The sequence below is a fragment of the Thermoanaerobacterium sp. RBIITD genome (genome assembly GCF_900205865.1).
GTDB lineage: Bacteria > Bacillota > Thermoanaerobacteria > Thermoanaerobacterales > Thermoanaerobacteraceae > Thermoanaerobacterium.
Genome location: NZ_LT906662.1, coordinates 85,742 through 107,420 on the forward strand (window position 1 = coordinate 85,742; position 21,679 = coordinate 107,420).

General features: G+C 31.1%; 20 protein-coding genes, 1 pseudogene and 1 riboswitch. Of the genes and pseudogenes, 5 read left to right on the forward strand and 16 right to left on the reverse strand.

Translation table 11 applies throughout. The features are described from left to right. Positions 1–437: 437 nt before the first annotated feature. Together amrS and amrA are read right to left on the reverse strand one after the other, a co-directional pair. Positions 438–1,418: an AmmeMemoRadiSam system radical SAM enzyme gene (gene amrS, locus CPG45_RS00450; protein WP_096230134.1), complete on the reverse strand. Its 981-nt coding sequence runs from the start codon at positions 1,416–1,418 to the stop codon at positions 438–440. Beyond that, positions 1,415–2,821, reverse strand: a complete 1,407-nt coding sequence (gene amrA, locus CPG45_RS00455) for an AmmeMemoRadiSam system protein A (RefSeq protein WP_096230135.1) — start codon at positions 2,819–2,821, stop codon at positions 1,415–1,417. The genes amrS and amrA overlap by 4 nt, the downstream gene beginning before the upstream one ends. Positions 2,822–3,266: 445 nt before the next feature. On the opposite strand from amrA, the gene CPG45_RS18370 reads away from it, so the two are divergent. Together CPG45_RS18370 and CPG45_RS18375 are read left to right on the forward strand one after the other, a co-directional pair. Beyond that, the gene (locus CPG45_RS18370; RefSeq protein WP_255405108.1) at positions 3,267–3,401 is read left to right on the forward strand and encodes a hypothetical protein; all 135 of its coding nucleotides are present in this window, start codon (positions 3,267–3,269) and stop codon (positions 3,399–3,401) included. 17 nt (positions 3,402–3,418) lie between these two features. Beyond that, positions 3,419–3,649 (forward strand): hypothetical protein, encoded by a 231-nt coding sequence (locus CPG45_RS18375; RefSeq protein ID WP_231968903.1) that lies wholly within the window; start codon positions 3,419–3,421, stop codon positions 3,647–3,649. Between the two features lie 128 nt (positions 3,650–3,777). Here CPG45_RS18375 and CPG45_RS00465 read toward each other — a convergent pair whose 3' ends face one another. Further along, complete coding sequence (locus CPG45_RS00465; protein ID WP_096230136.1) at positions 3,778–7,545, reverse strand: phosphoribosylformylglycinamidine synthase; 3,768 nt, start codon at positions 7,543–7,545, stop codon at positions 3,778–3,780. A gap of 387 nt (positions 7,546–7,932) precedes the next feature. On the opposite strand from CPG45_RS00465, the gene CPG45_RS00470 reads away from it, so the two are divergent. Then, positions 7,933–9,420 (forward strand): aminotransferase class I/II-fold pyridoxal phosphate-dependent enzyme, encoded by a 1,488-nt coding sequence (locus CPG45_RS00470; protein WP_096230137.1) that lies wholly within the window; start codon positions 7,933–7,935, stop codon positions 9,418–9,420. 36 nt (positions 9,421–9,456) lie between these two features. Here CPG45_RS00470 and CPG45_RS00475 read toward each other — a convergent pair whose 3' ends face one another. The 7 genes and pseudogenes from CPG45_RS00475 to CPG45_RS00505 all read right to left on the reverse strand — a co-directional run bounded on the left by CPG45_RS00475 (position 9,457) and on the right by CPG45_RS00505 (position 14,007). After that, on the reverse strand, positions 9,457–10,365 hold the full coding sequence (locus CPG45_RS00475) for a ComEC/Rec2 family competence protein (protein ID WP_231968904.1): 909 nt from the start codon (positions 10,363–10,365) through the stop codon (positions 9,457–9,459). Between the two features lie 67 nt (positions 10,366–10,432). Beyond that, positions 10,433–10,675 (reverse strand): SHOCT domain-containing protein, encoded by a 243-nt coding sequence (locus CPG45_RS00480; protein WP_096230138.1) that lies wholly within the window; start codon positions 10,673–10,675, stop codon positions 10,433–10,435. Between the two features lie 55 nt (positions 10,676–10,730). After that, on the reverse strand, positions 10,731–12,080 hold the full coding sequence (locus tag CPG45_RS00485) for a sensor histidine kinase (protein WP_096233395.1): 1,350 nt from the start codon (positions 12,078–12,080) through the stop codon (positions 10,731–10,733). After that, positions 12,073–12,762, reverse strand: a complete 690-nt coding sequence (locus tag CPG45_RS00490; RefSeq protein WP_096230139.1) for a response regulator — start codon at positions 12,760–12,762, stop codon at positions 12,073–12,075. The genes CPG45_RS00485 and CPG45_RS00490 overlap by 8 nt, the downstream gene beginning before the upstream one ends. 93 nt (positions 12,763–12,855) lie before the next feature. Beyond that, positions 12,856–13,188, reverse strand: a complete 333-nt coding sequence (gene trxA / locus CPG45_RS00495) for a thioredoxin (RefSeq protein ID WP_096230140.1) — start codon at positions 13,186–13,188, stop codon at positions 12,856–12,858. 173 nt (positions 13,189–13,361) lie between these two features. Then, positions 13,362–13,871: pseudogene (locus CPG45_RS00500) on the reverse strand (glucosamine-6-phosphate deaminase); the annotation flags it as partial. Beyond that, entirely contained in the window at positions 13,825–14,007 is a 183-nt protein-coding gene (locus tag CPG45_RS00505; RefSeq protein ID WP_096230141.1) for a hypothetical protein, read from the reverse strand. The gene CPG45_RS00505 and the pseudogene CPG45_RS00500, both read right to left, overlap by 47 nt. Positions 14,008–14,166: 159 nt before the next feature. Here CPG45_RS00505 and CPG45_RS00510 point away from each other — a divergent pair, with 159 nt between their 5' ends. Beyond that, a complete protein-coding gene (locus tag CPG45_RS00510) occupies positions 14,167–15,525 on the forward strand; it encodes a PIG-L deacetylase family protein (protein WP_096230142.1) in 1,359 nt (452 codons plus the stop codon). A 4-nt stretch (positions 15,526–15,529) separates the two neighbouring features. On the opposite strand, the gene CPG45_RS00515 is transcribed toward CPG45_RS00510, so the two are convergent. Next, positions 15,530–16,084 (reverse strand): LbetaH domain-containing protein, encoded by a 555-nt coding sequence (locus tag CPG45_RS00515; RefSeq protein ID WP_096230143.1) that lies wholly within the window; start codon positions 16,082–16,084, stop codon positions 15,530–15,532. A 331-nt stretch (positions 16,085–16,415) separates the two neighbouring features. On the opposite strand from CPG45_RS00515, the gene CPG45_RS00520 reads away from it, so the two are divergent. Next, positions 16,416–16,979: a TMEM165/GDT1 family protein gene (locus CPG45_RS00520; protein WP_096230144.1), complete on the forward strand. Its 564-nt coding sequence runs from the start codon at positions 16,416–16,418 to the stop codon at positions 16,977–16,979. Positions 16,980–17,057: 78 nt separating this feature from the next. On the opposite strand, the gene CPG45_RS00525 is transcribed toward CPG45_RS00520, so the two are convergent. The 5 genes from CPG45_RS00525 to aroA all read right to left on the reverse strand — a co-directional run bounded on the left by CPG45_RS00525 (position 17,058) and on the right by aroA (position 21,658). Further along, on the reverse strand, positions 17,058–17,876 hold the full coding sequence (locus tag CPG45_RS00525) for a cell wall hydrolase (protein ID WP_096230145.1): 819 nt from the start codon (positions 17,874–17,876) through the stop codon (positions 17,058–17,060). Further along, a riboswitch (cyclic di-AMP (ydaO/yuaA leader) is annotated at positions 17,877–18,002 on the reverse strand. Positions 18,003–18,068: 66 nt separating this feature from the next. Then, a complete protein-coding gene (locus tag CPG45_RS16975) occupies positions 18,069–18,206 on the reverse strand; it encodes a hypothetical protein (protein WP_172856432.1) in 138 nt (45 codons plus the stop codon). A gap of 113 nt (positions 18,207–18,319) precedes the next feature. Next, the gene (locus tag CPG45_RS00530) at positions 18,320–19,693 is read right to left on the reverse strand and encodes a sensor histidine kinase (RefSeq protein ID WP_096230146.1); all 1,374 of its coding nucleotides are present in this window, start codon (positions 19,691–19,693) and stop codon (positions 18,320–18,322) included. Continuing rightward, on the reverse strand, positions 19,683–20,369 hold the full coding sequence (locus CPG45_RS00535; RefSeq protein ID WP_096230147.1) for a response regulator transcription factor: 687 nt from the start codon (positions 20,367–20,369) through the stop codon (positions 19,683–19,685). Before CPG45_RS00535 ends, CPG45_RS00530 begins: the two co-directional genes overlap by 11 nt. 17 nt (positions 20,370–20,386) lie before the next feature. Further along, positions 20,387–21,658 (reverse strand): 3-phosphoshikimate 1-carboxyvinyltransferase, encoded by a 1,272-nt coding sequence (gene aroA, locus CPG45_RS00540; RefSeq protein ID WP_096230148.1) that lies wholly within the window; start codon positions 21,656–21,658, stop codon positions 20,387–20,389. Positions 21,659–21,679: the final 21 nt, after the last annotated feature.

Genomic DNA, 21,679 nt, shown 5'->3' on the forward strand with positions numbered 1-21,679 from the left:
TGTAAATACTGGGTAATGGAAAGATAAATCCGACCGGAGTTCCGCCTGCTTTTCTTGAGATACATAAACGTTCCTCCCTTGCCATGATATGTATGTTATACCATAGCCCATAACATTCCGCAGCAAAAATATGTATAATTTTAAAAATAAAAATACCCGAAATTATTAGTATATTAAATATTTTCGGGGTTTTAATCATTTATATATGCTGCAAAACTAGGGAGGGTCAGCCTGTGAAGTGAAACATAGCAATGCTGAGACGCAGTACTTGCCCTTGACCGATGAGCATATGAGATGTATATTCATTTTACTGTATTCTTCAAGATATAATTTTTCCTATTTATATGATCTAAAAAACCTCTCTATTCTTTGATTATATTAAGCTCTACGCTTTCCATCAATAGATAATTGATTATTTTAAAAATTTATATAAAAATTTAAACACAACCATAAAAACTATAGCCACATTTTCGACATTTGTTGTTTTCTATACCAAGCACATAAATTCCATTATTTCTTCTTATTAATAGATTCCCGCAATTCGGGCAGTAAGTATTATTATCAAAGCCTAAAATATTTCCTACATAAACATAATTTAGATATTTTTTGGCAATATCATAGGCATCTTTTAATGTTCCATAAGGTGTTTTTGGATTTTCCATTTTATATTGAGGAAAATATCTTGAAAAATGTATTGGGATATTCTTATCTATATCTGAAAGCCATTTACTGAGTTTTTCAATTTCCTCATGATCATCATTTTCTCCCGTCACTAATAATGTTGTAATTTCTACATGGCAATGCTTTATGGCTTCCTCAACTACTTTCAATACATTCTCTAACTTTCCGGAACATAACCTTTTATAATAATCCTCTGTAAATGCTTTAATATCAATATTCATTGCATCAATATATGGTAAAAGTTCTCTTAATGGATTAATATTGATAAATCCGTTTGATACAAAAACATTTTTTAATCCATTCTTTTTTGCAAGCTTTGCTGAATCTAGTACATATTCGTACCATATTGTTGGTTCATTATAAGTATATGCTATGCCAATATTCATCTCCTGTTTCTTAGCAATTGTTACAAGTTGCTCCGGTGATAAGTATCTGCCTTCTAACCTTTGTTGAGATATCTCCCAATTTTGGCAGAATGAACATCTAAGATTGCATCCGTATGATCCAGCAGACAATATATAACTTCCTGGATAGAAATGAAATAGTGGTTTTTTTTCTATTGGGTCCATTGCTAGTGACGTAATAATACCGTAATTTTCCGAATATAGAATTCCATTTTCGTTTTTTCTTGCTCTGCAAAATCCATGTTTTGTATCGCTTATTTTACAATCCTGTGGGCATAGCAAACAATGTAACATACTATTATTTATTTTTTCATAAAACATTGCTTCTTTCATTTATGTCTCACAACCTCAAATCTTTCTAGTGAATATTTTTCATTGGGATTTATTCCAGCTTTTTTAAGTGCAATAGATATTTGTTCGTCAATAGTATTTACACCATCAAGGTCCGGTAATAACACCCCACTTCTATAACCACTTTTTACAATTACACCATATTTTTTAGGATCAAGTTCTTCTTTTGATGTAATTGGTTCCGGCTCCGTTAGTACATCAACTGAATATACTATATCATCAAGCTCATCAAGTTCTACTGGATAAAACCTTGGATCGTCTATACCGGCACTTATGGCATTCCTTATTATTTCATCTGCAATATCCTTCCCCTGTGGATATATCGTACCTATGCAGCCTCTCAATTCTCCATCTTTATGCAATGATACAAATACACCAGCCCTTCTATTTAACATTTCCTCGGGCAAGTCTATTGGTTTATCCATTCTCTTTCCATTTTTCAAATAATACTCAAGGCTTTCTCTCGCAAGTTTTACATATGAATCTTCTTTTTCTCTTATCACATTCATTTTTTCTTTTTTAATTTTATATAAATCTTCTAACAAACTTTTACCTGTATAATTTTCTGGTATGAATTCAGCAACTCCATAGCCGACGCCAAATGGACCCTCATGTGATAATATATCTGCTTTAACTTTGTAGCCGTCTAATACACCAAGCATTACACATATGGATCTGAATCCACATTCTGCAGCGTCTTCTATCAAAGCTTTATCCATCCCTATTATTTCTTTAATTTTCATATCCTTAAGCAAATTTAATATTAGTTCATCAAAAACTTTCCCGTTTGGCGTATAACCATTAGGACTATCTTGTGTTAATTTGTGCGAAAGATCTCCACTTGCTATAAATGTTACGTTTTTATCGCTATCTCTAATTGATTTAGCTATTGCCATTCCGAATTCATAAAGCTCTTCAAAAGATAAAAATCCATATGACATACGGATTAATTTAAAATTCTCGCTATGCTTTTTTACAAAATACAGGGGAACTATAGTTCCGTGATCTAATTCTTTTGACAGATGAAATTTTTTTATCATTTTATTGTCAATTTCGGCAATTGGTATTCCTTGTTCTTTCGTATTATTCACAATGCTTTTAGCAAGATTTAAATCATTATCATATTCCATTTTCACACTATATGCTCCAAATTGACTTAAATCACCGTTTAAATGTTCTTGAAAATCTATAGAAACAGCATCTCTAAAAACATATGCATGTGGTGAAATAACTATTATAGTATTAGGATCTTGTACTTTTATATTTTGAGATACCTTGTTTAAGGAATCTATAGTCTTTTGTATCTTATTTTCCTCACCGTGTCCTACCTCATGTACAATGATAGGTGGATGTGGCATTAAATAAGCTGACAATAACTTACCCATTTTCTATTACCTCCATAATGGTTATAATTACCTTTCAAGTATATTATACCGCAATTTTAAAAGATTAAAATGATTAAAAAGATTAAATTTTAAATACAATATAAGTTTTATAAATTTTTTACATTAACATTGACGTTAAGGTTAATGTGTATTAAGATTTTTCTTTGGAGGTCGTATAATGGATAAAGCATACTATAAAATAGAAGATGTAAAAAAAGGGCAATTTGTTATTATGAGAATTTAAAGCTTATTACACTAAAAAGAACAGAATCAGGCTTTTTTCTGCTTTAAACTGTAGTATGCTTTTAATCGCATTATCAGATATCATGAAAGGTTTAAATACAAATATTGGAATAATTATGTGGATAGTCATGGGGTATATATTAGCACTCACTATATTAGTTCCATCAATCGATAGGATAGCAGACATGTTTGCAGAGGTTTTGTGAAGTTATCTCCCAATACATCATTGATTGAATTAATTATCTGGATGTCAATAATAGGCTTTGGTTCTGGTATGTTCTTCTCACCATATACAAGTGAGATAATGGGCTCTTTTCATCTGATAGAAGAAGAATAGCAGCCGGGACAAGGACAATGATGAATAATGCTGGAACTTTGATAAGCATAGCATTATCTATGGCTATTGTCTCATCAAGCATATTACCAGAAGCAATGCAGGCATTATTTGTTGGAACACAAGTTGGCTCAGAAGGTATTGCCATTGCACAATTTATTTCAGGATTAAGAGAAGCATTTTTAATATCAATGATATTCAGTCTTATCGCAGCTTTAATATCATACCTTAGAGGCCCGAAGCCAAAATGATATGAAGATGTCCATAAAGTAAGAACTGAAGAAACTTAAAAGAGGTTACAATATGTAACCTCTTTTATTTTTATTACGCATGAAAAATTTGATTATTTCTTAATTACCAAGGTGAATTTAACTTATTTTTATCTAAAATATTGGACGCCTGCTTCAAATATCTTTTGATCTTTATTGCCCTCTACATTTATTGCCACATTCGGCCCTATTCTTTCAGAATGACCCATTTTGCCAAGTATCCTTCCATCAGGGCTTGTAATACCTTCTATAGCCCATGCAGATCCATTGGGATTATATGGCATTTCCATTGTTGGATTGCCATATAAATCAACATACTGTGTCGCTATTTGGCCTTTGTCCTTTAATTTATTTAATACATCTTCATTAGCAATAAATCTTCCTTCCCCATGTGAAACTGCTATTGTATGAATATCACCACATCTAACATTATTAAACCAAGGCGAAAGTGTAGAAGCAATCTTTGTCCTTACCATACATGAGACATGACGTCCTATTGTATTAAATGTAAGTGTTGGACTATCTTCTTCAATATCACGTATCTCACCAAAAGGTAATAATCCTAACTTTATTAAAGCTTGGAATCCATTGCATATACCGAGCATTAACCCATCGCGATTTTTTAATAAGTCCATAACAGCATCTTTTATAAATGGATTTCTAAATACAGTCGCAATAAATTTTCCGGAACCGTCAGGTTCGTCGCCGGCACTAAATCCACCAGGTAACATTATTATCTGTGAATAATTTATAGCTTTTGTCAACTCTTCAATAGATTCCTTTATATCATTAATTGATAAATTTTTAAATATTTTAATATCAACTATAGCACCGGCTTTTTCAAATGCTTTCTTGCTATCATATTCACAATTTGTACCCGGAAATACTGGTATTAATACCCTTGGTTTAGCAAATGATGTTGCCGGCTTATGACTATATTTTTTTTCATATTTTATATCCACAACTTTATCATTATTGTTTCTGACTCTCGTTGGGAATATATTTTCAAGAGGTTTTTCCCAGCTTTTTAATGCTTCATCTAAACTAATTTCAAAATTATTTACATAAATAATATTATCATCAGTCGTTTTACCCAATACAGTATATTCAATATCTTTTAATTTATTTTCAATGTCAAATCCATCTTTCACTTCAAGGACTATTGAACCGTAATCAGGTGTAAATAAGTCCTTTGCGCTTAAATCAAGATCAAATCTAAAACCAATTTTATTTCCAAAAGCCATTTTAGTTATACATTCAGCAAGTCCACCATATTTTACAGATGATGCTGCGACTACAAAACCCTTTTTGATTAATTCATTTATCTTAGAAAAATTTTTATGCAATGAATTAAATTCCGGTAATTCCGTTTCATCTCTTTTAGCCTTTATTAATATTACTGTATGACCGCTTTTTTTAAATTCTGATGATATGACATTATTAACGTCAATAACATCAAGTGCAAAAGCAACAAGTGTCGGAGGAACATCCATATCCATAAATGTACCTGACATGCTGTCTTTTCCACCTATCGCGGGTATGCCCATAATTTTTTGAGTGTACAAGGCACCAAGAAGTGCACTAAATGGCTTACCCCATCTCAACGGATCGTTACCTAGTTTTTCAAAATACTCTTGCAGCGTAAGTCTAATTCTTTTATAATTACCACCCATTGCAACTACCTTAGCAACTGCCTCTATAATTGCGTAAACAGCACCGTGAAAAGGACTCCACTTTGCTAATTTTGGATTATATCCAAATGCCATCAAAGTTCCCGTACTTGTATCACCATTTAAAACAGGAATCTTTGCAGCCATTCCCTCTGATGGTGTATTTTGATATATACCGCCAAAGGGCATCAATACTGTTGCTGCACCAATTGTTGAGTCAAACCTTTCAGAAAGTCCTATTTGACTGCACACATTTAAATCTTCAAGATTTCTAAGCCATAATTCTTTAATGTCATTGCCAACTATTCTTTTATAGGCATTTTCAAAATAGCTATTATCATCCGGACATTTTACTACAACATCTGTTTCTTGTGTAACTCCATTTGTATTAAGGAAATCTCTACTGATATCAACAATTGTATTGCCTTTCCATATCATTTTTACTCTTCTCTCGTCTGTTACAACAGCAACTTTTGTGGCTTCCAAATTTTCCATATGTGCAAGTTCTATGAACTTTTCAACATCTTTTGAATCTACTAAAACAGCCATTCTTTCCTGTGATTCGGATATAGCAAGTTCAGTTCCATCAAGCCCTTCATATTTTTTCGGGACTGCATCTAAATTTATTTCTAATCCATCGCTTAATTCACCTATCGCTACAGAAACACCACCAGCGCCAAAGTCATTACATTTTTTTATCAGTTTAATAACTTCTGGTTTTCTGAATAATCTCTGTATTTTCCTTTCTGTTATAGGATTACCTTTCTGTACTTCCGCGCCACAAGTTAATAAAGATTCTCGTGTGTGCTCTTTTGATGAACCTGTAGCACCACCACATCCGTCTCTACCCGTTCGTCCACCTAAGAGGATAATTGCATCACCTTTGCATGGTTTATCTCTTAAAACATTTTTTTTAGGCACAGCACCTATTACAGCGCCGATTTCCATTCTCTTCGCAACATATCCATCATCGTAAATTTCTGTTACCTGTCCTGTTGCAAGACCTACTTGATTCCCATACGAACTATATCCGTGTGCCGCTTCAACAGTTATTTTTCTCTGCGGAAGTTTTCCTTGGATGGTATCTTCAATTGGTATTCTTGGATCACCAGAACCCGTGACACGCATTGCCTGATATACATAAGCTCTTCCTGACAACGGATCTCTAATTGCACCTCCAAGGCATGTTGCTGCACCACCATACGGCTCTATCTCTGTTGGATGGTTATGTGTCTCATTTTTAAACATTACAAGCCATTTCTCAATTTTACCGTCGATATTAACATCAGCAACTATGCTACACGCATTATTTTCGTCAGACTCATCGAGATTATCTAATATTCCCCTTTTCTTTAATTCTTTCATGCCAATAGTTGCAATATCCATAAGACACATATCTTTTTTATTCGATTCATATATAAACTCTCTGGATTTTTTATATTCTTCAAATGCTTTTTTGACAGGTATATTAAATTTACCATCGATAATATGAATATTATTAATTTTTGTAAGAAATGTAGTATGGCGGCAATGATCTGACCAATAGGTATCTATTACCCTTATTTCTGTGATTGTAGGGTTCCTTTTCTCGGTACTTTTGAAATATGATTGACAAAATTTGAAATCTTCAAAACTCATGGCAAGTCCTAAACAATCATACATTGTTTTTAAATCCGATTCATTTAATTCAATATAATTTTCTAAAATATTTACTTTATCAGGATATTCTATTTGAAAATCAAGTTTTTCCGGTTTTTCAAGTGATGCTTCACGGGAATCTACAGGGTTAATACAGTATTTTTTTATTTTAAGAAATTCATCATCTGTAATATCTCCGCTTAATATTATTACTCTTGCAGTCATTATTATTGGCTTTTCACCTTGTGTAAGAATCTGCATACATTGTTCAGCCGAATCAGCTCTTTGGTCATACTGACCTGGCAAATATTCTATGGCAAAAATTTTGTCACCTTTGTCTATGTCTATTTTTTCGACAAATATGTTATCGACAGTAGGTTCTGAAAAAATAGTTCTAAGTGATTTGTTAAAATTTTCTTGCGAAACACCAGAAATATCATATCTATTTAATACTCGTACATTTTTAAGTCCTTGAATATTTAGATTAATCTTTAAATCGTTAAAAAGATTTTGAGCCTCAATGTTAAAAGAAGGTTTTTTTTCTACAAATATTCTTCTTACAATATCCATTTTAAAATTCTCCTCACATAATAAAATTACGAACTTTATTTTATTATAATATAGATTAATAACCCAAATCAACAATAATTTTTTTGCAAAATACGAACATTTTATAATTAATTTATTATATCGTCTTATTTTATATGACATATTACTTATTATCAATAGCTGCATATTATATATTAAAAGTAATAAATAAAGAAAAATTTATACTTCACTATGCATAATAAAAATCTAAAAAAATATAAATTTTATATTGAAATCTAAAAAAATATATCTTATAATAAATTGAAAACAAAAAAAGCAGTATATTCGCTCTGCAAAGGCCCGAACCGATTGCAACGAGGTTCAGGCTTTTATTCTGAGCTAAACTTATGAAAGAGGGTGTTTATCAAGTTGGAAAAGCTAAATCATTTTGAAACTCCATTATTTGATGCATTAATGGAGTATGTCAACAACAACACCATACCATTTCACGTCCCAGGCCATAAAAAGGGAAGGGGAATGGCAAAGAAATTTTTAGACTTTGTTGGTAAAAATGTGTTATCTATGGATGTTACTGTTTTCGAGCAAGTTGACAGCCTTCACAGGCCTACCGGTCCCATAAAAAAAGCCCAGGAATTAGCTGCCGATGCATTTGGTGCTGACGCTACATTCTTCTGTATTCATGGGACATCGGGAGCTATACAGGCTATGATTTTAAGCGTTATGGGAGAAAATGAAAAAATTATAGTCCCAAGAAATATTCATAAATCTGTTACATCAGGTATCATTTTAAGTGGTGCAATTCCGGTTTATATGCAACCAGAAGTTGATAAAAACATAGGTGTAGCTCTTAATGTTACTCCAGAAACTGTCGAGTTAGCATTAAGAAATAATCCTGATGCAAAGGCTGTTTTAATTATAAATCCGACTTATTATGGAGTGTCGGCAGATATCGTAAAAATAGCTGAAATAGTTCATGACTACGGCGCAATACTAATGGTTGATGAAGCACATGGGCCGCATCTTAAATTTAATGAAAAGTTACCAATATCTGCTATGGAAGCAGGTGCCGATATATGTGCACAAAGTACGCATAAAATAATAGGTTCTATGACACAGAGTTCTATGCTTCATGTAAAATCAAAAAGAATAGATATAAATAGGGTTAAGCAAGTCATGAGTTTATTACAAACAACAAGTCCCTCATATATATTGTTAGCATCACTCGATGTTGCAAGAATGCAAATGATGACTGAAGGTAAAGAGTTACTTGACCAAACAATAGAACTTGCTGAATATGCTCGTAAGGAAATAAATAATATAAATGGCTTATATTGTTTCGGCAATGAAATTGTTGGACGCGATGGTGCATATGATTTTGATCCTACAAAAATCACGATAACAGCAAAAGGTCTTGGAATAACTGGTCATGAGCTTGAAGATATCCTTGCGAAAAAATATTATATTCAACCGGAACTGGCTGATATGTATAACACGTTATGCGTATTTTCTATCGGTGATACAAAGGAAAATGTAGATTATTTATTAAGAGCATTAAGAGAAATTAGCAATAGATTGTATAAAGAAGACATAGAAATGACAAAAGCTTTAGATATACCTGAAATACCAGAAATGATTATTTCTCCAAGATATGCATTTGAATCTTCATCAGTTGCTTTACCTTTAGAAGAAAGCATTGGCCAGATTAGCTCAGAATTTTTAATGGCGTACCCTCCAGGCATACCGGTTTTATGCCCTGGCGAAAGAATAACAAGAGAAATTATAGAATATGTTAATGAAATGAAAAATGCAAATTTGAGTATACAAGGTACCGAAGATCCTAATGTTGAGTATATAAAAGTAGTTAATGATCTACAGATTTTGAATATAACTGCATAAATATATAGTAGAAAGCTCTATAGAAATATAGAGCTTTTATTGTTTTGTGTATACATCAATTATTTGTCCGTTTGTTACTATATGTATTGTACCATCTTTATCTGTCCTAAATATTTTAATGCCCTTCGCATTTAATTTGTCAATCGTTTCCTTATTAGGAAGGCCATAATCATTATTTTTTCCTACCATGATAATGGCATACTTGGGATTTACCATTTCTAAAAATTTATTTCCAGTTGATGTAATACTTCCATGATGCCCGACTTTCAATACATCGGCTTTCAAATCATAACCCCTTTGCAACATCTCATACTCCGAAGGTTTTCCAGCATCACCTTCAAATAAAAATGCTTTTTTACCATATGTCAATCTTACAACAGCGCTGTAATCATTTAAATCATCATATTTGCTCCTATTAGGCGCAAGCAAATCAATATCTACCCCTTTCCCTAACTGTATCTTCATACCGCCTTTTGCATATATTGCTCTTATATTATTTTGTTGCAAAGTCCTTAACATATTTTCAAATGTTTTTGTATTTGTGGTCACTTTTGGCATATAAAATGACCCTATATCAAAAGTTTTGATTATTTGTGCCATCGCACCTATATGATCTTCATGAGGATGTGTCGCTATAACAACGTCGAGTTTTTGTATTCCAAGTTTTTTAATGTAATTTACTATAAAATTGCCATCTTCACGGTTTCCTGCATCAATAAGCATGGATTTGTTATCAGGAGTGTTTATGAGAATACTATCCGCTTGCCCAACATTTAAGTAATAAATATTAAGTTTATTTCCTGCTTTATTTGCAGGTGTATTATTTGCATTTGTCGTAGACGCTGTATTTGTATTATTTGTTAAACCTACTTTTGTCGTATTGCATGCGGTAATTGAAATTACTAATATAAGTAAAATTGTTATAAATGCCAAAATTTTTTTCAAAATACCACCCCACGTCAATATTATAACATAAAAAAGAGCCTTCATTTGTCATAAAGGCTCATAAAATTTATTTTTCTTCAAGATTTTTTTTACGCTCTAAGTATTCTTCTTCACTTATTTCTCCTCGTGCATACCTTTCACGCAATATCTCCATAGCATCATTTTTTCTATATCCACCTTTATTGTTTTGAAAAAGTGATACTATAAAGTATATCGCGCCAATTACAAGACCTATTTCCACAATCATCCATATGAGGCCCCATATGAAATTTCCTCCGTAGCCCCATCCATTCATCATTCCCCACATCATATTATCATCCTCCTTAACTTATATTTTACAATGATGTTATGAAGAATTTATGAATTTAATCATCAATCGGTATTTTTACCGTAAATTTTGTACCTTTATTTAAAATACTGTCAACACTTATTGTTCCATTATGTGCTTTTATTATAGCTTTAGAAATTGAAAGACCTAAACCACTTCCACCTAATTTTCTGTTTCTCGATTTCTCACCTCTATAAAACTTTTCGAAAATAAATTGCATATCATATTTTGAAATTCCTATTCCATTATCCTCTATGATAAATACGACATTATTTCCTTCTTTATATAGTTTAATTTTTATATTGCCACCTATCTGTGTATATTTATTAGCATTTGTTATTAAATTTATTATAACCTCAGATATCCTATCTTTATCAGCATATATCAAAATATTATTATCAATATCTTTCACGATAGTTTGTTTTTTATCATAAAATATTGCTTCATAATTTATAAGAATGTTTTTTACAACTTCAGAAAGATTAAATTTAATTTTTTTTATACCCAAAATATCTGATTCTGCTTTATTTAATAGTTCAAGGTCATTTATGAGATTCGATAATCTTGTAACCTCTTCATGAAGGCTTATTAATCTTTCGTTAGTAGGTTCCCATATTCCATCAATCATTGCTTCTAAATGGCTTTTAAGTGTAGTTAATGGTGTTCTTAATTCATGCGCTATATTATGTGTCATCTGTTTTCTTATCATTTCCTGATTTTTTAAAGATTCGCCAAGATGATTTATAGCAGCTGTTAAATTAAAAAGCTCTTCTTCTTTAGGAATATCATTTACTTTTTCATTATAATTGCCATTTTCAAGTTTTTTTGCTACAGCCGTAATATTCAAAATTGGTTTTGTAAGATATTTCGAAATATAAATGCTTATTAAAAAAGCTATTAAGATAGCTAATATAGTAATAAAAATATTATATTTATTAATATCATATAAAAATTTAAAATCCAATTCATTCATCGGCATTGTACCAATATACGTAATATCAACATAACCTACTTTTTTCCCATCTAAAACAACCGGAAGTGTTTTGGTCGTAGTTTTACTAAAATTTCTTAATCCCATCATATTCATCATTGATGAGAAGTCCAAAATAGTCTTTCCATTTAAGTCTTTTACTTTAAGTCCATATCCTTTCATCATAACATTGTGGGATATTTCCAAACCAGCTTCGTTCCAATTTCCACTCGCTTTATAGGCTTCAGCAAGCGATGTTGCTATGTCTTTAAAATCCTTGTATGTTGATTGTTTTATATAGTTGCCGAAATTTGTGATTATTGCAATATTTGTTATCACGCTAAATATTATTATTGATATCAGTGCAATTGAGACAAAAGCTATAGCAGTTCTTGTTCTTATATCATTTTTAAGCATTTTCTTCACCAAATTTATATCCTATTCCATACACAGTCTTTATATAGACTGGATTTTTAGTATCATCCTCTATTTTTTGCCGTAAATTTTTTATATGTGCATCAATTGTTCTATCATATCCCTCATAATCGTATCCCATAACTTTTGTCACGAGTTCATCACGTGTAAATGCTTTATTAGGATTTTGAATAAGCACCATAAGAAGTTTATACTCGTTAGGTGTGAGATTAATTAATTCATCCTTTTTTTTAACTTCGTGTGACCTTGTATTAATGATAAGGTCATTATTATTAAATGAAAACACATCTTTTAATGGTATTTCATCTTTCGCACGCCTTAGTATCGCCTTTACTCTCATAACTAACTCTCTTGGGCTGAAAGGCTTTGTTAGATAATCATCAGCACCTATTGAGAATCCATTTACCTTATCTTCCTCTTCTACTTTTGCAGTTAACATAAGAATTGGTACTTTTGATATATTTCGTATTCTTTCGCAAATTTCTTCACCTGATAATCCAGGCAACATAAGATCAAGAATAACTAAATCAGGATTTTCTTTCTTAAATATATTTAATGCATTGGCCCCATCTGTTTCGGTAATAATGGTAAACCCCTCATGCTCTAAGTATGATTTAACTACATCAAGAATCTTTTTTTCATCATCTACAACAAGTATCTTCATTTGTAAACACCCCATATTTATTATAACTTAAAAAAATGAAAAATATATGAAAAAGGATACCATTTAAAGTGTGGTATCCCAAAATATATATTTTTATACTTCTGCATTTAGATATCTTGATAATCTGTATTCTAATTGTTCTTTTGGCATAAAACCAATTACTTTATCAACTAATTCACCATTTACAAAAACTCCTAGTGTAGGAATACTCATAATCCTATACTGTGATGCTATCATAGGATTTTCATCAACATCAAGTTTAACAACCTTTATCCTATCAGAATATTCTTCAGCAAATTCTTCTAAGACTGGAGCCATCATTCTGCATGGCCCACACCATTTTGCCCAAAAATCAACTAAAACAGGTTTGTCAGAATTATATACCTCATTATCAAAATTCATATCTGTTACATTTAATGGTTTCATATTTTCATCCTCCTTATATACTATCCCCCTGTATATGGGACTCTTACTAAATAAAATATATCACCTTTTTCCCATTCTGTCAATAGCTACTTTGAAGTTATATTTTATTTAAAAATATAAACAACATAAAAAAGCTATAGACAAAGCCTATAGCTTAAACTGTTAAAAATTTTTTACACCACTAACTTATTTATATCAATCATAAATGCAGCATCTTTATCTATTATAACAGTTACGTCAGGATGCAACGATAATACCGTTGAAGGAACATCTGTTGTCAAATATCCCTTTAAAGTTTCTTTAATTGCCATAGCTTTATTTTTCCCCGAAGCTAGAAGTATAATCTTTTTTGCCTTCATTATAGTCCCAAGTCCCATTGTAATAGCTTTTCTCGGCACTTCATCAGCACTTTTGAAAAATCTTTTGTTTGAATTAATAGTTTCCTCAGCAAGTTTTACAATATGTGTCTTTGTATTTATATAATCATCTGGCTCATTAAATCCTATATGTCCATTTACACCAAGCCCCAAGATTTGAAGATCTATCTCACCAAATTTCTCTATCTCCTCATCATACAATTTGCATTCCTTATCAAAGTCATCTAATACACCTTCGGGGATATGAATGTTCTCTTTTTTAATGTTTATATGGTTGAATAAATTCTCGTACATGAAATAATGATAACGTGGATTTGCTCATATTAAGTACTTTTGATATTTTTATACGTGAAATCGGCTGCATTTTCTTAATTACGCCCAATACATTAGCAGTATTAATATTTTTGATAAGATAGTTTGTACCTTTTTTATACTGTGACAAATCATCACCACCATTTAGTTCACTGCCCGAACTAAATGCTTTAAAAAATTAGTTCGGGCATCGAACTTATCTTGCAATATTATTATACCATAAATTATGAAGTTTTGTAAATAATATAATTGAGATTTATTATATACTAAGAAAGGATTATTAATTTACATGATTAAGCGAAAAAAATATATTTTGATAACCCTAGTCCTCTTTGTCTTATTATTTTTGACTTTTGAAATGAAATATTATTACTATGGCAGTAAGACGCCATTAAAAAAAGAAGTACCTAAAAAAAATTTATATGATAGGGTGCTTGTCATAGCTCCACACCCGGATGATGAATCACTAGGTGCCGCAGGTATAATTCAAAATGCAATTAAAAACGGTGGGAAAGTCAAAGTTGTAGTTATAACAAACGGCGATGGTTTTACACGTGCCGTTATGAAGAATTACAATATTTCATTTCCAAAACCGCATGATTATATAAAGATGGGATATGAAAGGCAGAAGGAAACATTAAATGCGCTTTCATTTCTCGGGGTGAAAAAAAATGATATAATTTTTCTTGGATACCCTGATAAGGGACTTTCTTATTTGTGGGGTGATTATTGGAATACTCCTTATAAGAGTTTTGGTCCGAAAGTTACACATAGCCCATATGATAATTCATTTGACAAAAATGTTGAATATGAAGGTAAAAAAGTAGTAAAAGATTTAACTAAAATTATCAATGATTATGATCCTACACTTGTGGTTTACCCACACCCGAATGAGGTCCATCCAGACCACTGGGGAACTAATAGTTTTACAAAATATACATTATTTACATTGAAAAAAAATGATATACCACAATATTTATATATAATACATAGAAGCGATTGGCCTTTGCCATTTGGGAAACATACTTATTTAAATTTAAATCCACCTCCTAATCTATTAAATACAGGAACCAATTGGCATCTCTATCCACTAACAAATCATCAAATTGATAAAAAAGGAACCGCACTTTTGATGTACAAAACGCAAGTAAAAGTAATGAAAGACTTTTTATCGGCATTTTGCAGAAAAACAGAACTTTTTGGCGATTATAAGGATGGAATAATAAAAAATTACACTGGTGGAAATTTAGATAATTATAAAGCAATCATTGATCCTTTTAGGGATAATTTAAGAGATTATGAAAATAGCGCAGCAGATATTACTTATGTATATGCATACACTGAAAATAATAAACTAAATATTTATATTAAATGTAGGGAAAAAGCTAATAGTGATTACGAATATTTATTTTATGGAATATTTTTTAAAGACAATAAAGAAATTGGTAGAATAAAAGCAAGAGTTATATCGGGAAAAATGAAAAACATGAATTTTGGTTATGCATCGATCAAAAATGGAATAGTACATATAACTATCCCTTTTGATAAATACAAGGGCTTTGATTACATTTATATAGCAGTAGATTCACTTGCTAACAAAAGGCTTATAGATAAATCAGCATGGCATATGTTAAAAAGGGCTAAGTAGCCCTTTACATTCCCATGAATTTATAACCTGTAACAAGATTAATGCTATTTGTTATTATTTTTTGCGACATTTCGTTTATATCTTTTGTAATAGGCTTTAACAACTTCGACACATTATCACCGTTTATGACTGCTCCGTGTTCAACCATCATGCCATTCATAATTTTCGCATTTTCAACAATGGAATTTATTCCTATATAACAGCCATCATCAATATTTGAATTAAAAACTATACTTTTTATTCCAAGTGTTGAAAAATTGCCTATAGAACAATTACCTTTTATTATAGCTCCATTAAAAACAACAACATTTTTACCGATTTCTATATTAGAATTTCCTATGGTATTTATATTGACTCCATCTTGTATACTTACTCCATCGCTAATTACTATACATCCAGTTCTGTAGTTTTCATCAACTTCATCAGCTCTTATAACAACATTTGGACCTATATAAACATTGTCTTTTATCACTATGTTCCCTATCAATATAGCAGAAGTATCAATATATGCTGTATGGGATATCACGGGAGCATTCCCATATATATCTTCCCTAACCAATGTATTACCTCCTTATTATAGTTGCTTTTTATACCTACTCATATTACCTATTTATATTATATTCAGTTTAATCAAATTTATCAATATATATTGACACATTTTTCAAATTACTTTATAATATATTAAGTATTTTTTATTTTTTAAAGGGATATTGATTTATCAACTTTTTATATAAAGGGGAGTAGTTCACATATATACTATGTGGTAAAGTCAACATGCTGGTTTTTACCTGGCTTTATCTTAAAGAATGAGACCTTTATGTAATATGTTTTGCATATTATGTAATAGGTTTTATTTTTTTGGCACACTAAAATATGAGGAGGCAGAATTGATGAGTGCATTGTTCACATCATTTATTTTAGTTTTTGCATCTGAAATGGGTGATAAATCACAGTTGATGGCGATGGCATTTGCTACATTCATAAAAGCCAGAACTGTTTTAATAAGTATTTTAATTGCTGCTCTTTTAAATATGGGAATTGCAGTTTTATTCGGATCATTTATTACAGAGTACATACCAATAAAATATGTGAAATTGTTAGCTGCCATATCTTTTTTGATTTTTGGCTTAATTACGTTGAAGAACGGTCACATGGAACATGAAAAAATCAGAAAATCTAAATATGGCCCAGCTTTTACAATTATAAGTACATATTTTATATCCGAATTCGGAGATAAAACACAGTTGTCTACATTAGCACTTACTGCTACATATAAAAATCCTGCACTAGTTTTGATTGGTGCTACAGCAGGGATTTTTGTAGCAGATGTCATAGGAATTGTTGTTGGTGTATATCTTGGTAAAAAATTACCTACAAAAGTATTGCACTTTATCTCAGCATTTATATTTATAATATTCGGTTTTATAACATTGTATGAAGCAAAAACTCTATAAAGCAAAATGGATACCTTTCGGTATCCATTTTGCTCCTCTTTACCTCTCATATTTGCATCATTTATTTTACATACTATCTTATCTTGCATAAGAAAATACCATATTGTCTATTCTTGCGGCAACAGGCAATGACCATAACCATTGATTTGTAGCACTATCATCAAAATAATAAAGCGCTCCATTTGTAGGATCATTGCCACTCAAGGCTTCCCTTGCGGCATTAATTGAATCTGTCGTAGCTGGTTTATTGATCCAACCATTTTCAACAGGCGTAAATTGATAATAGCCATTGTTGTCAACCTGATATATTACATCTTTTATAGAATTCGGAAACTTATTACTCTTTACTCTATTAACTATTACAGCACCAACGGCTACTTTTGCTTTATACGATTCACCACCTGCTTCTGCATTTATAAGCCTTGCAAGAAGGTCCAATTCTTCATTTGTATATGATATTACACCTCTACTTATTGAACCTCTGTTTACTTCTTGATAATTCTTTGTAGCTGAAGCAGTTGAGCCTGTCCCATTCCCAGGTATTACAAAAACTTGTCCTGGATATATCATATCACCTGTTAAACCATTGACAGATTTCAATGCATCAACAGCTGTACCAAATTTTACGGCAATTAAGTATAGACTATCACCTTTTTGAACTGTGTATGTGTTGTCATTTCCTGGTACTACTAATACCTGACCTGGATAAATGACTGTATCATTAAGATTGTTTAATTTTATGATCTGATTATATGTTGTACCATAATTCAGACCGATTTTATACAGGCTGTCACCCGGCTTTACAGTATATGTTGCTGCAAAAGCAGACTGTGACAACATTAAGGTAACTGCGACTGATGCAATGAGAGGTTTTACCTTAATACATTTTTTAAACATTAGTTTTCCCCCTTTGCCTCCGAGGTTAGTTGACGGGTTCGGACAAAGGGCCGCCCTACCACATAATGGATTCACCCCAATATAAATCCCCCGTACCCCTTTTTGGGGATTCGGCATATTTTACTTTAATTATAATGGGAATAGGCTAATGTGTCTATATTAAATTGGTGGGAATACAGGTATTTAGTGGCATTAACTGTATCCGCAGAAAGGACAATAAATACACCCACTTTCATGTACTAACTTTGCACCACAATCAGGACAAATATATACTTTTAGCGATTCTTTAACTTCCACCTTTTTTTCGGTTATAACCTCTTGTTTTAACATTTTTATCCTCCAATATATAGTTTCTATTGTATTTTTATTATACTATATATTGTGGTTATTGTCACTAAAAAGTTACAGAGTTCACTACAATAAATACAGTAAATCCCGAATTCTTATCTATTTGGGATTGTTATCGTAAACTCTGAGCCTTTATTTATTTCGCTTTCCACGTCGATTTTCCCACCATGCAAATCAACTATTAGTTTTGCTATAGAAAGTCCAAGCCCAGTACCGCCTGTTTCTTTGTTTCTGGCCTTATCAACTCTATAAAATCTATCAAATATATATGGTAAATCTTCCTTTGGTATCCCCATACCATCATCTTTTACACTTATTTTAATATTTTTGTCTAAATTAAATGTAGAAATTTTTATATTGCCATTATCTTCAGTATATTTGCAAGCATTGTCAATAATTATTCTTAAAAGTTCCTTTATAAGGCTCCTATCAGCTTTTAATAGAAAATCTTCATTTTCTTCGATATCAAAGTTCTTCTTATTATAAATCATTTTTACTTCTAAGATAACTTCTTTTATTAATTCATTCATATAAAATGTTTCTTTATTTAATTTTATAGTTTTATTATCACCTTTTGCTAGCATTAAAAGTCTTTCAATCAATCTTTCCATGTCCTGTTGCTCTTTTTTTAATGCCTCAATTGATTCTTCTAACACATCCTTATTGTCTTTACCCCATCTATCTATAAGCTCTATATATCCTTTAAAAACTGATAAGGGTGTTCTTAATTCATGGGACACATTTGAAATAAATGCATTTTGTCTTTTGAAATAGTCTTCTAATCTATCAAGCATATCATTAAATGTAAATGCAAGTTTTGAAAGTTCATCATCTTTACCATTTATCTTTAATCTTTTGTTAAGTTTCTTTGCATCAATTTCGCGGACTTCCTTAACCATGTAATCAACAGGTTTTAAAGCTCTGCCCGTCACAAAATACCCAACCAAAAAAGATATTAAAACTCCAATAATATCTGAAATTGCCATCAATAAAAATAAAAGTTTCAAAAAGATATATTGACTTCTCATATTTTCAACTACTTGTATATATAAAATATTTTTATTTACTGCATATTTTCTGTTTATATATGTGATATGCGTATCATCCTTTTCAACCTTTGTTGGTGTATTAAAATTTGTATTATACGGTATACTAGTCTTTTGTTTCAATGATGACTCATAAATTACATTGCCATTGTTATCGACAATTTTTATATACATGTTTTCTCCAATAGCAGATGTAAAAATTAGGTTTTTATTAATATTGTCAATGTCGCCATTTACTTCAATAAGATTCTTTATTAATGCGTCGGATTGGTTTTCTACATCATTGAATGCCTGATATATTAAATAGTATTTGAGTCCATATAAAACAGATGCATTTAATATTATCAAAATTATTGAAAATATTATTGAATACAGCAATGCTATTCTTAGTTTTATCGATAATCGAAAATATTTAATCTTCATTATTACCTTCCCTTAGTGAATAACCAACACCTCTTATAGTTTGTATTAATTTTTTGTCAAAAGGGTCATCGATTTTGCTTCGTAAATATCTAATATACACATCAACAATATTTGTTTCTCCAAAATAGTTATAATCCCAGACGTTTTCTAAGATCTTCTCACGTGACAATACAATCCCAGCATTAATAATAAGATATTTAAGTAAATCAAATTCCTTTTTTGTAAGTTCAACCTCTTTTCCATCTCTCGTAACTTTATATGTAGATAAATCCATTGTAATTCCAGCATAACTTAATTTTTTAGTATTTACTTTATTATGTTTTCTTAAAGCATTTCTAACCCTTGCCATTAATTCCTCAATTGAAAATGGTTTTGTAAGATAATCATCTGCTCCTATATCAAGCCCTGTAACTTTATCCTTAACTTCATCTTTTGCTGTAAGGATTATTACTGGAACATCAGATTTCTTTCTAATTTCACTTAATATTTCAAATCCATTTAAACCCGGTAACATAATATCCAATATGATCAAATCAAATTTCTCTTCAAAAGCCCTTTTAAGCCCAATATCGCCATTATATTCAATTACGACTTTATATCCTTCATGTTCAAATTCTAATTGTAAAAAACGTGCTATCCGCTTTTCATCCTCAATAACTAGTATTTTTTCTTTCATCAATATCACCAATGTTATTATAACACATTGAGTGTTTTATAAAAATCTGGATATGAAATATTAGTACATTCCGCATTTTTTATCGTTGTAATTCCCTTCGCTCTTAAAGCTGCTATACTTAATGACATTGCCACTCTGTGATCATTATGGCTATTGACTACTGCTCCATTTAAATATTCTTTCCCATATATAACCATTCCATCATTTGTTTCAGTTATGTCTGCTCCCATTTTCTTTAATTCTGACACCATGGTATTTATCCTATTGCTCTCTTTTACTTTTAACTCTTCCGCATTTTTTATTACCGTTTTACCATCGGCAAATGCGGCTGCAACAGCGATAATTGGTATCTCATCTATAAGCCTTGGTATTATCTCCCCACAGATCTCTATACCTTTAAGATTAGATGATTTTATGATAATGTCTGCAATAGGTTCACTGTTTAATACCCTTTCATTTTCAATTAATATATTGCCACCCATTTTTTTTATAACATCGATTATCCCAGTCCTAGTATAGTTTATGTTGACATCTTTTATCATAACTTCTGATTGTGGTAATATACTTGCAGCAACTATAAAATAAGCCGCAGATGATATATCTCCTGGAATACAAATCTCACGGCCATATAATTTTGAAACCGGGCGACATATTATTCTATTATTATCAACCGCAAAATTTCCACCGAAATAATTAAGCATAAGTTCACTGTGATTCCTCGACTTATATGGTTCTTCAATTATTGTTTCACCGTCAGCGTAAAGACTTGCGAGCATTAAACATGATTTTACCTGCGCACTTGCAACCTTAGTTTTATAATAAATACTCTTAAGCTTGTTACCTTGTATTGTCAATGGTGCATAATTATTATCAATGGCAGATATTTTTGCTCCCATCTCAGTAAGTGGTTTAATAACTCTATTCATTGGTCTTCTTTTTAATGATTCATCACCAGTTAAAACGGTCTTAAATTTCTGGCCAGCTAATATGCCCATTATAAGTCTCATTGTCGTACCTGAATTACCAGCATCAAGAATATCATGACTTTCGTTAAGATATAGGCCCTTTCCTTTAACAATAACATTTTTGTCAACTACTTTTATATCAACACCAAGTTTTTTCATACATTTCATTGTTGAATAGCAATCATCACTTTTTAAAAAGCCTTTAACTAATGTATCTCCTTCTGCAATAGAGCCGAATATTATAGCCCTATGTGTTATAGACTTATCACCTGGTACATTTATTATACCTTTAATACACCTTTTCTCATTTATTACCATATCCATGTAGCAAATTCATTCCTTTCG

Coding starts and splice junctions, on each gene's coding strand:
- amrS (WP_096230134.1), bottom strand. CDS start 1,418: ATGAAAGAAGCAATGTTTTATGAAAAAATAAATAATAGTATGTTACAT.
- amrA (WP_096230135.1), bottom strand. CDS start 2,821: ATGGGTAAGTTATTGTCAGCTTATTTAATGCCACATCCACCTATCATT.
- CPG45_RS18375 (WP_231968903.1), top strand. CDS start 3,419: ATGATGAATAATGCTGGAACTTTGATAAGCATAGCATTATCTATGGCT.
- CPG45_RS00465 (WP_096230136.1), bottom strand. CDS start 7,545: ATGGATATTGTAAGAAGAATATTTGTAGAAAAAAAACCTTCTTTTAAC.
- CPG45_RS00480 (WP_096230138.1), bottom strand. CDS start 10,675: ATGATGTGGGGAATGATGAATGGATGGGGCTACGGAGGAAATTTCATA.
- CPG45_RS00485 (WP_096233395.1), bottom strand. CDS start 12,080: ATGCTTAAAAATGATATAAGAACAAGAACTGCTATAGCTTTTGTCTCA.
- CPG45_RS00490 (WP_096230139.1), bottom strand. CDS start 12,762: ATGAAGATACTTGTTGTAGATGATGAAAAAAAGATTCTTGATGTAGTT.
- trxA (WP_096230140.1), bottom strand. CDS start 13,188: ATGAAACCATTAAATGTAACAGATATGAATTTTGATAATGAGGTATAT.
- CPG45_RS00510 (WP_096230142.1), top strand. CDS start 14,167: ATGATTAAGCGAAAAAAATATATTTTGATAACCCTAGTCCTCTTTGTC.
- CPG45_RS00520 (WP_096230144.1), top strand. CDS start 16,416: ATGAGTGCATTGTTCACATCATTTATTTTAGTTTTTGCATCTGAAATG.
- CPG45_RS00525 (WP_096230145.1), bottom strand. CDS start 17,876: ATGTTTAAAAAATGTATTAAGGTAAAACCTCTCATTGCATCAGTCGCA.
- CPG45_RS16975 (WP_172856432.1), bottom strand. CDS start 18,206: ATGTTAAAACAAGAGGTTATAACCGAAAAAAAGGTGGAAGTTAAAGAA.
- CPG45_RS00530 (WP_096230146.1), bottom strand. CDS start 19,693: ATGAAGATTAAATATTTTCGATTATCGATAAAACTAAGAATAGCATTG.
- CPG45_RS00535 (WP_096230147.1), bottom strand. CDS start 20,369: ATGAAAGAAAAAATACTAGTTATTGAGGATGAAAAGCGGATAGCACGT.
- aroA (WP_096230148.1), bottom strand. CDS start 21,658: ATGGATATGGTAATAAATGAGAAAAGGTGTATTAAAGGTATAATAAAT.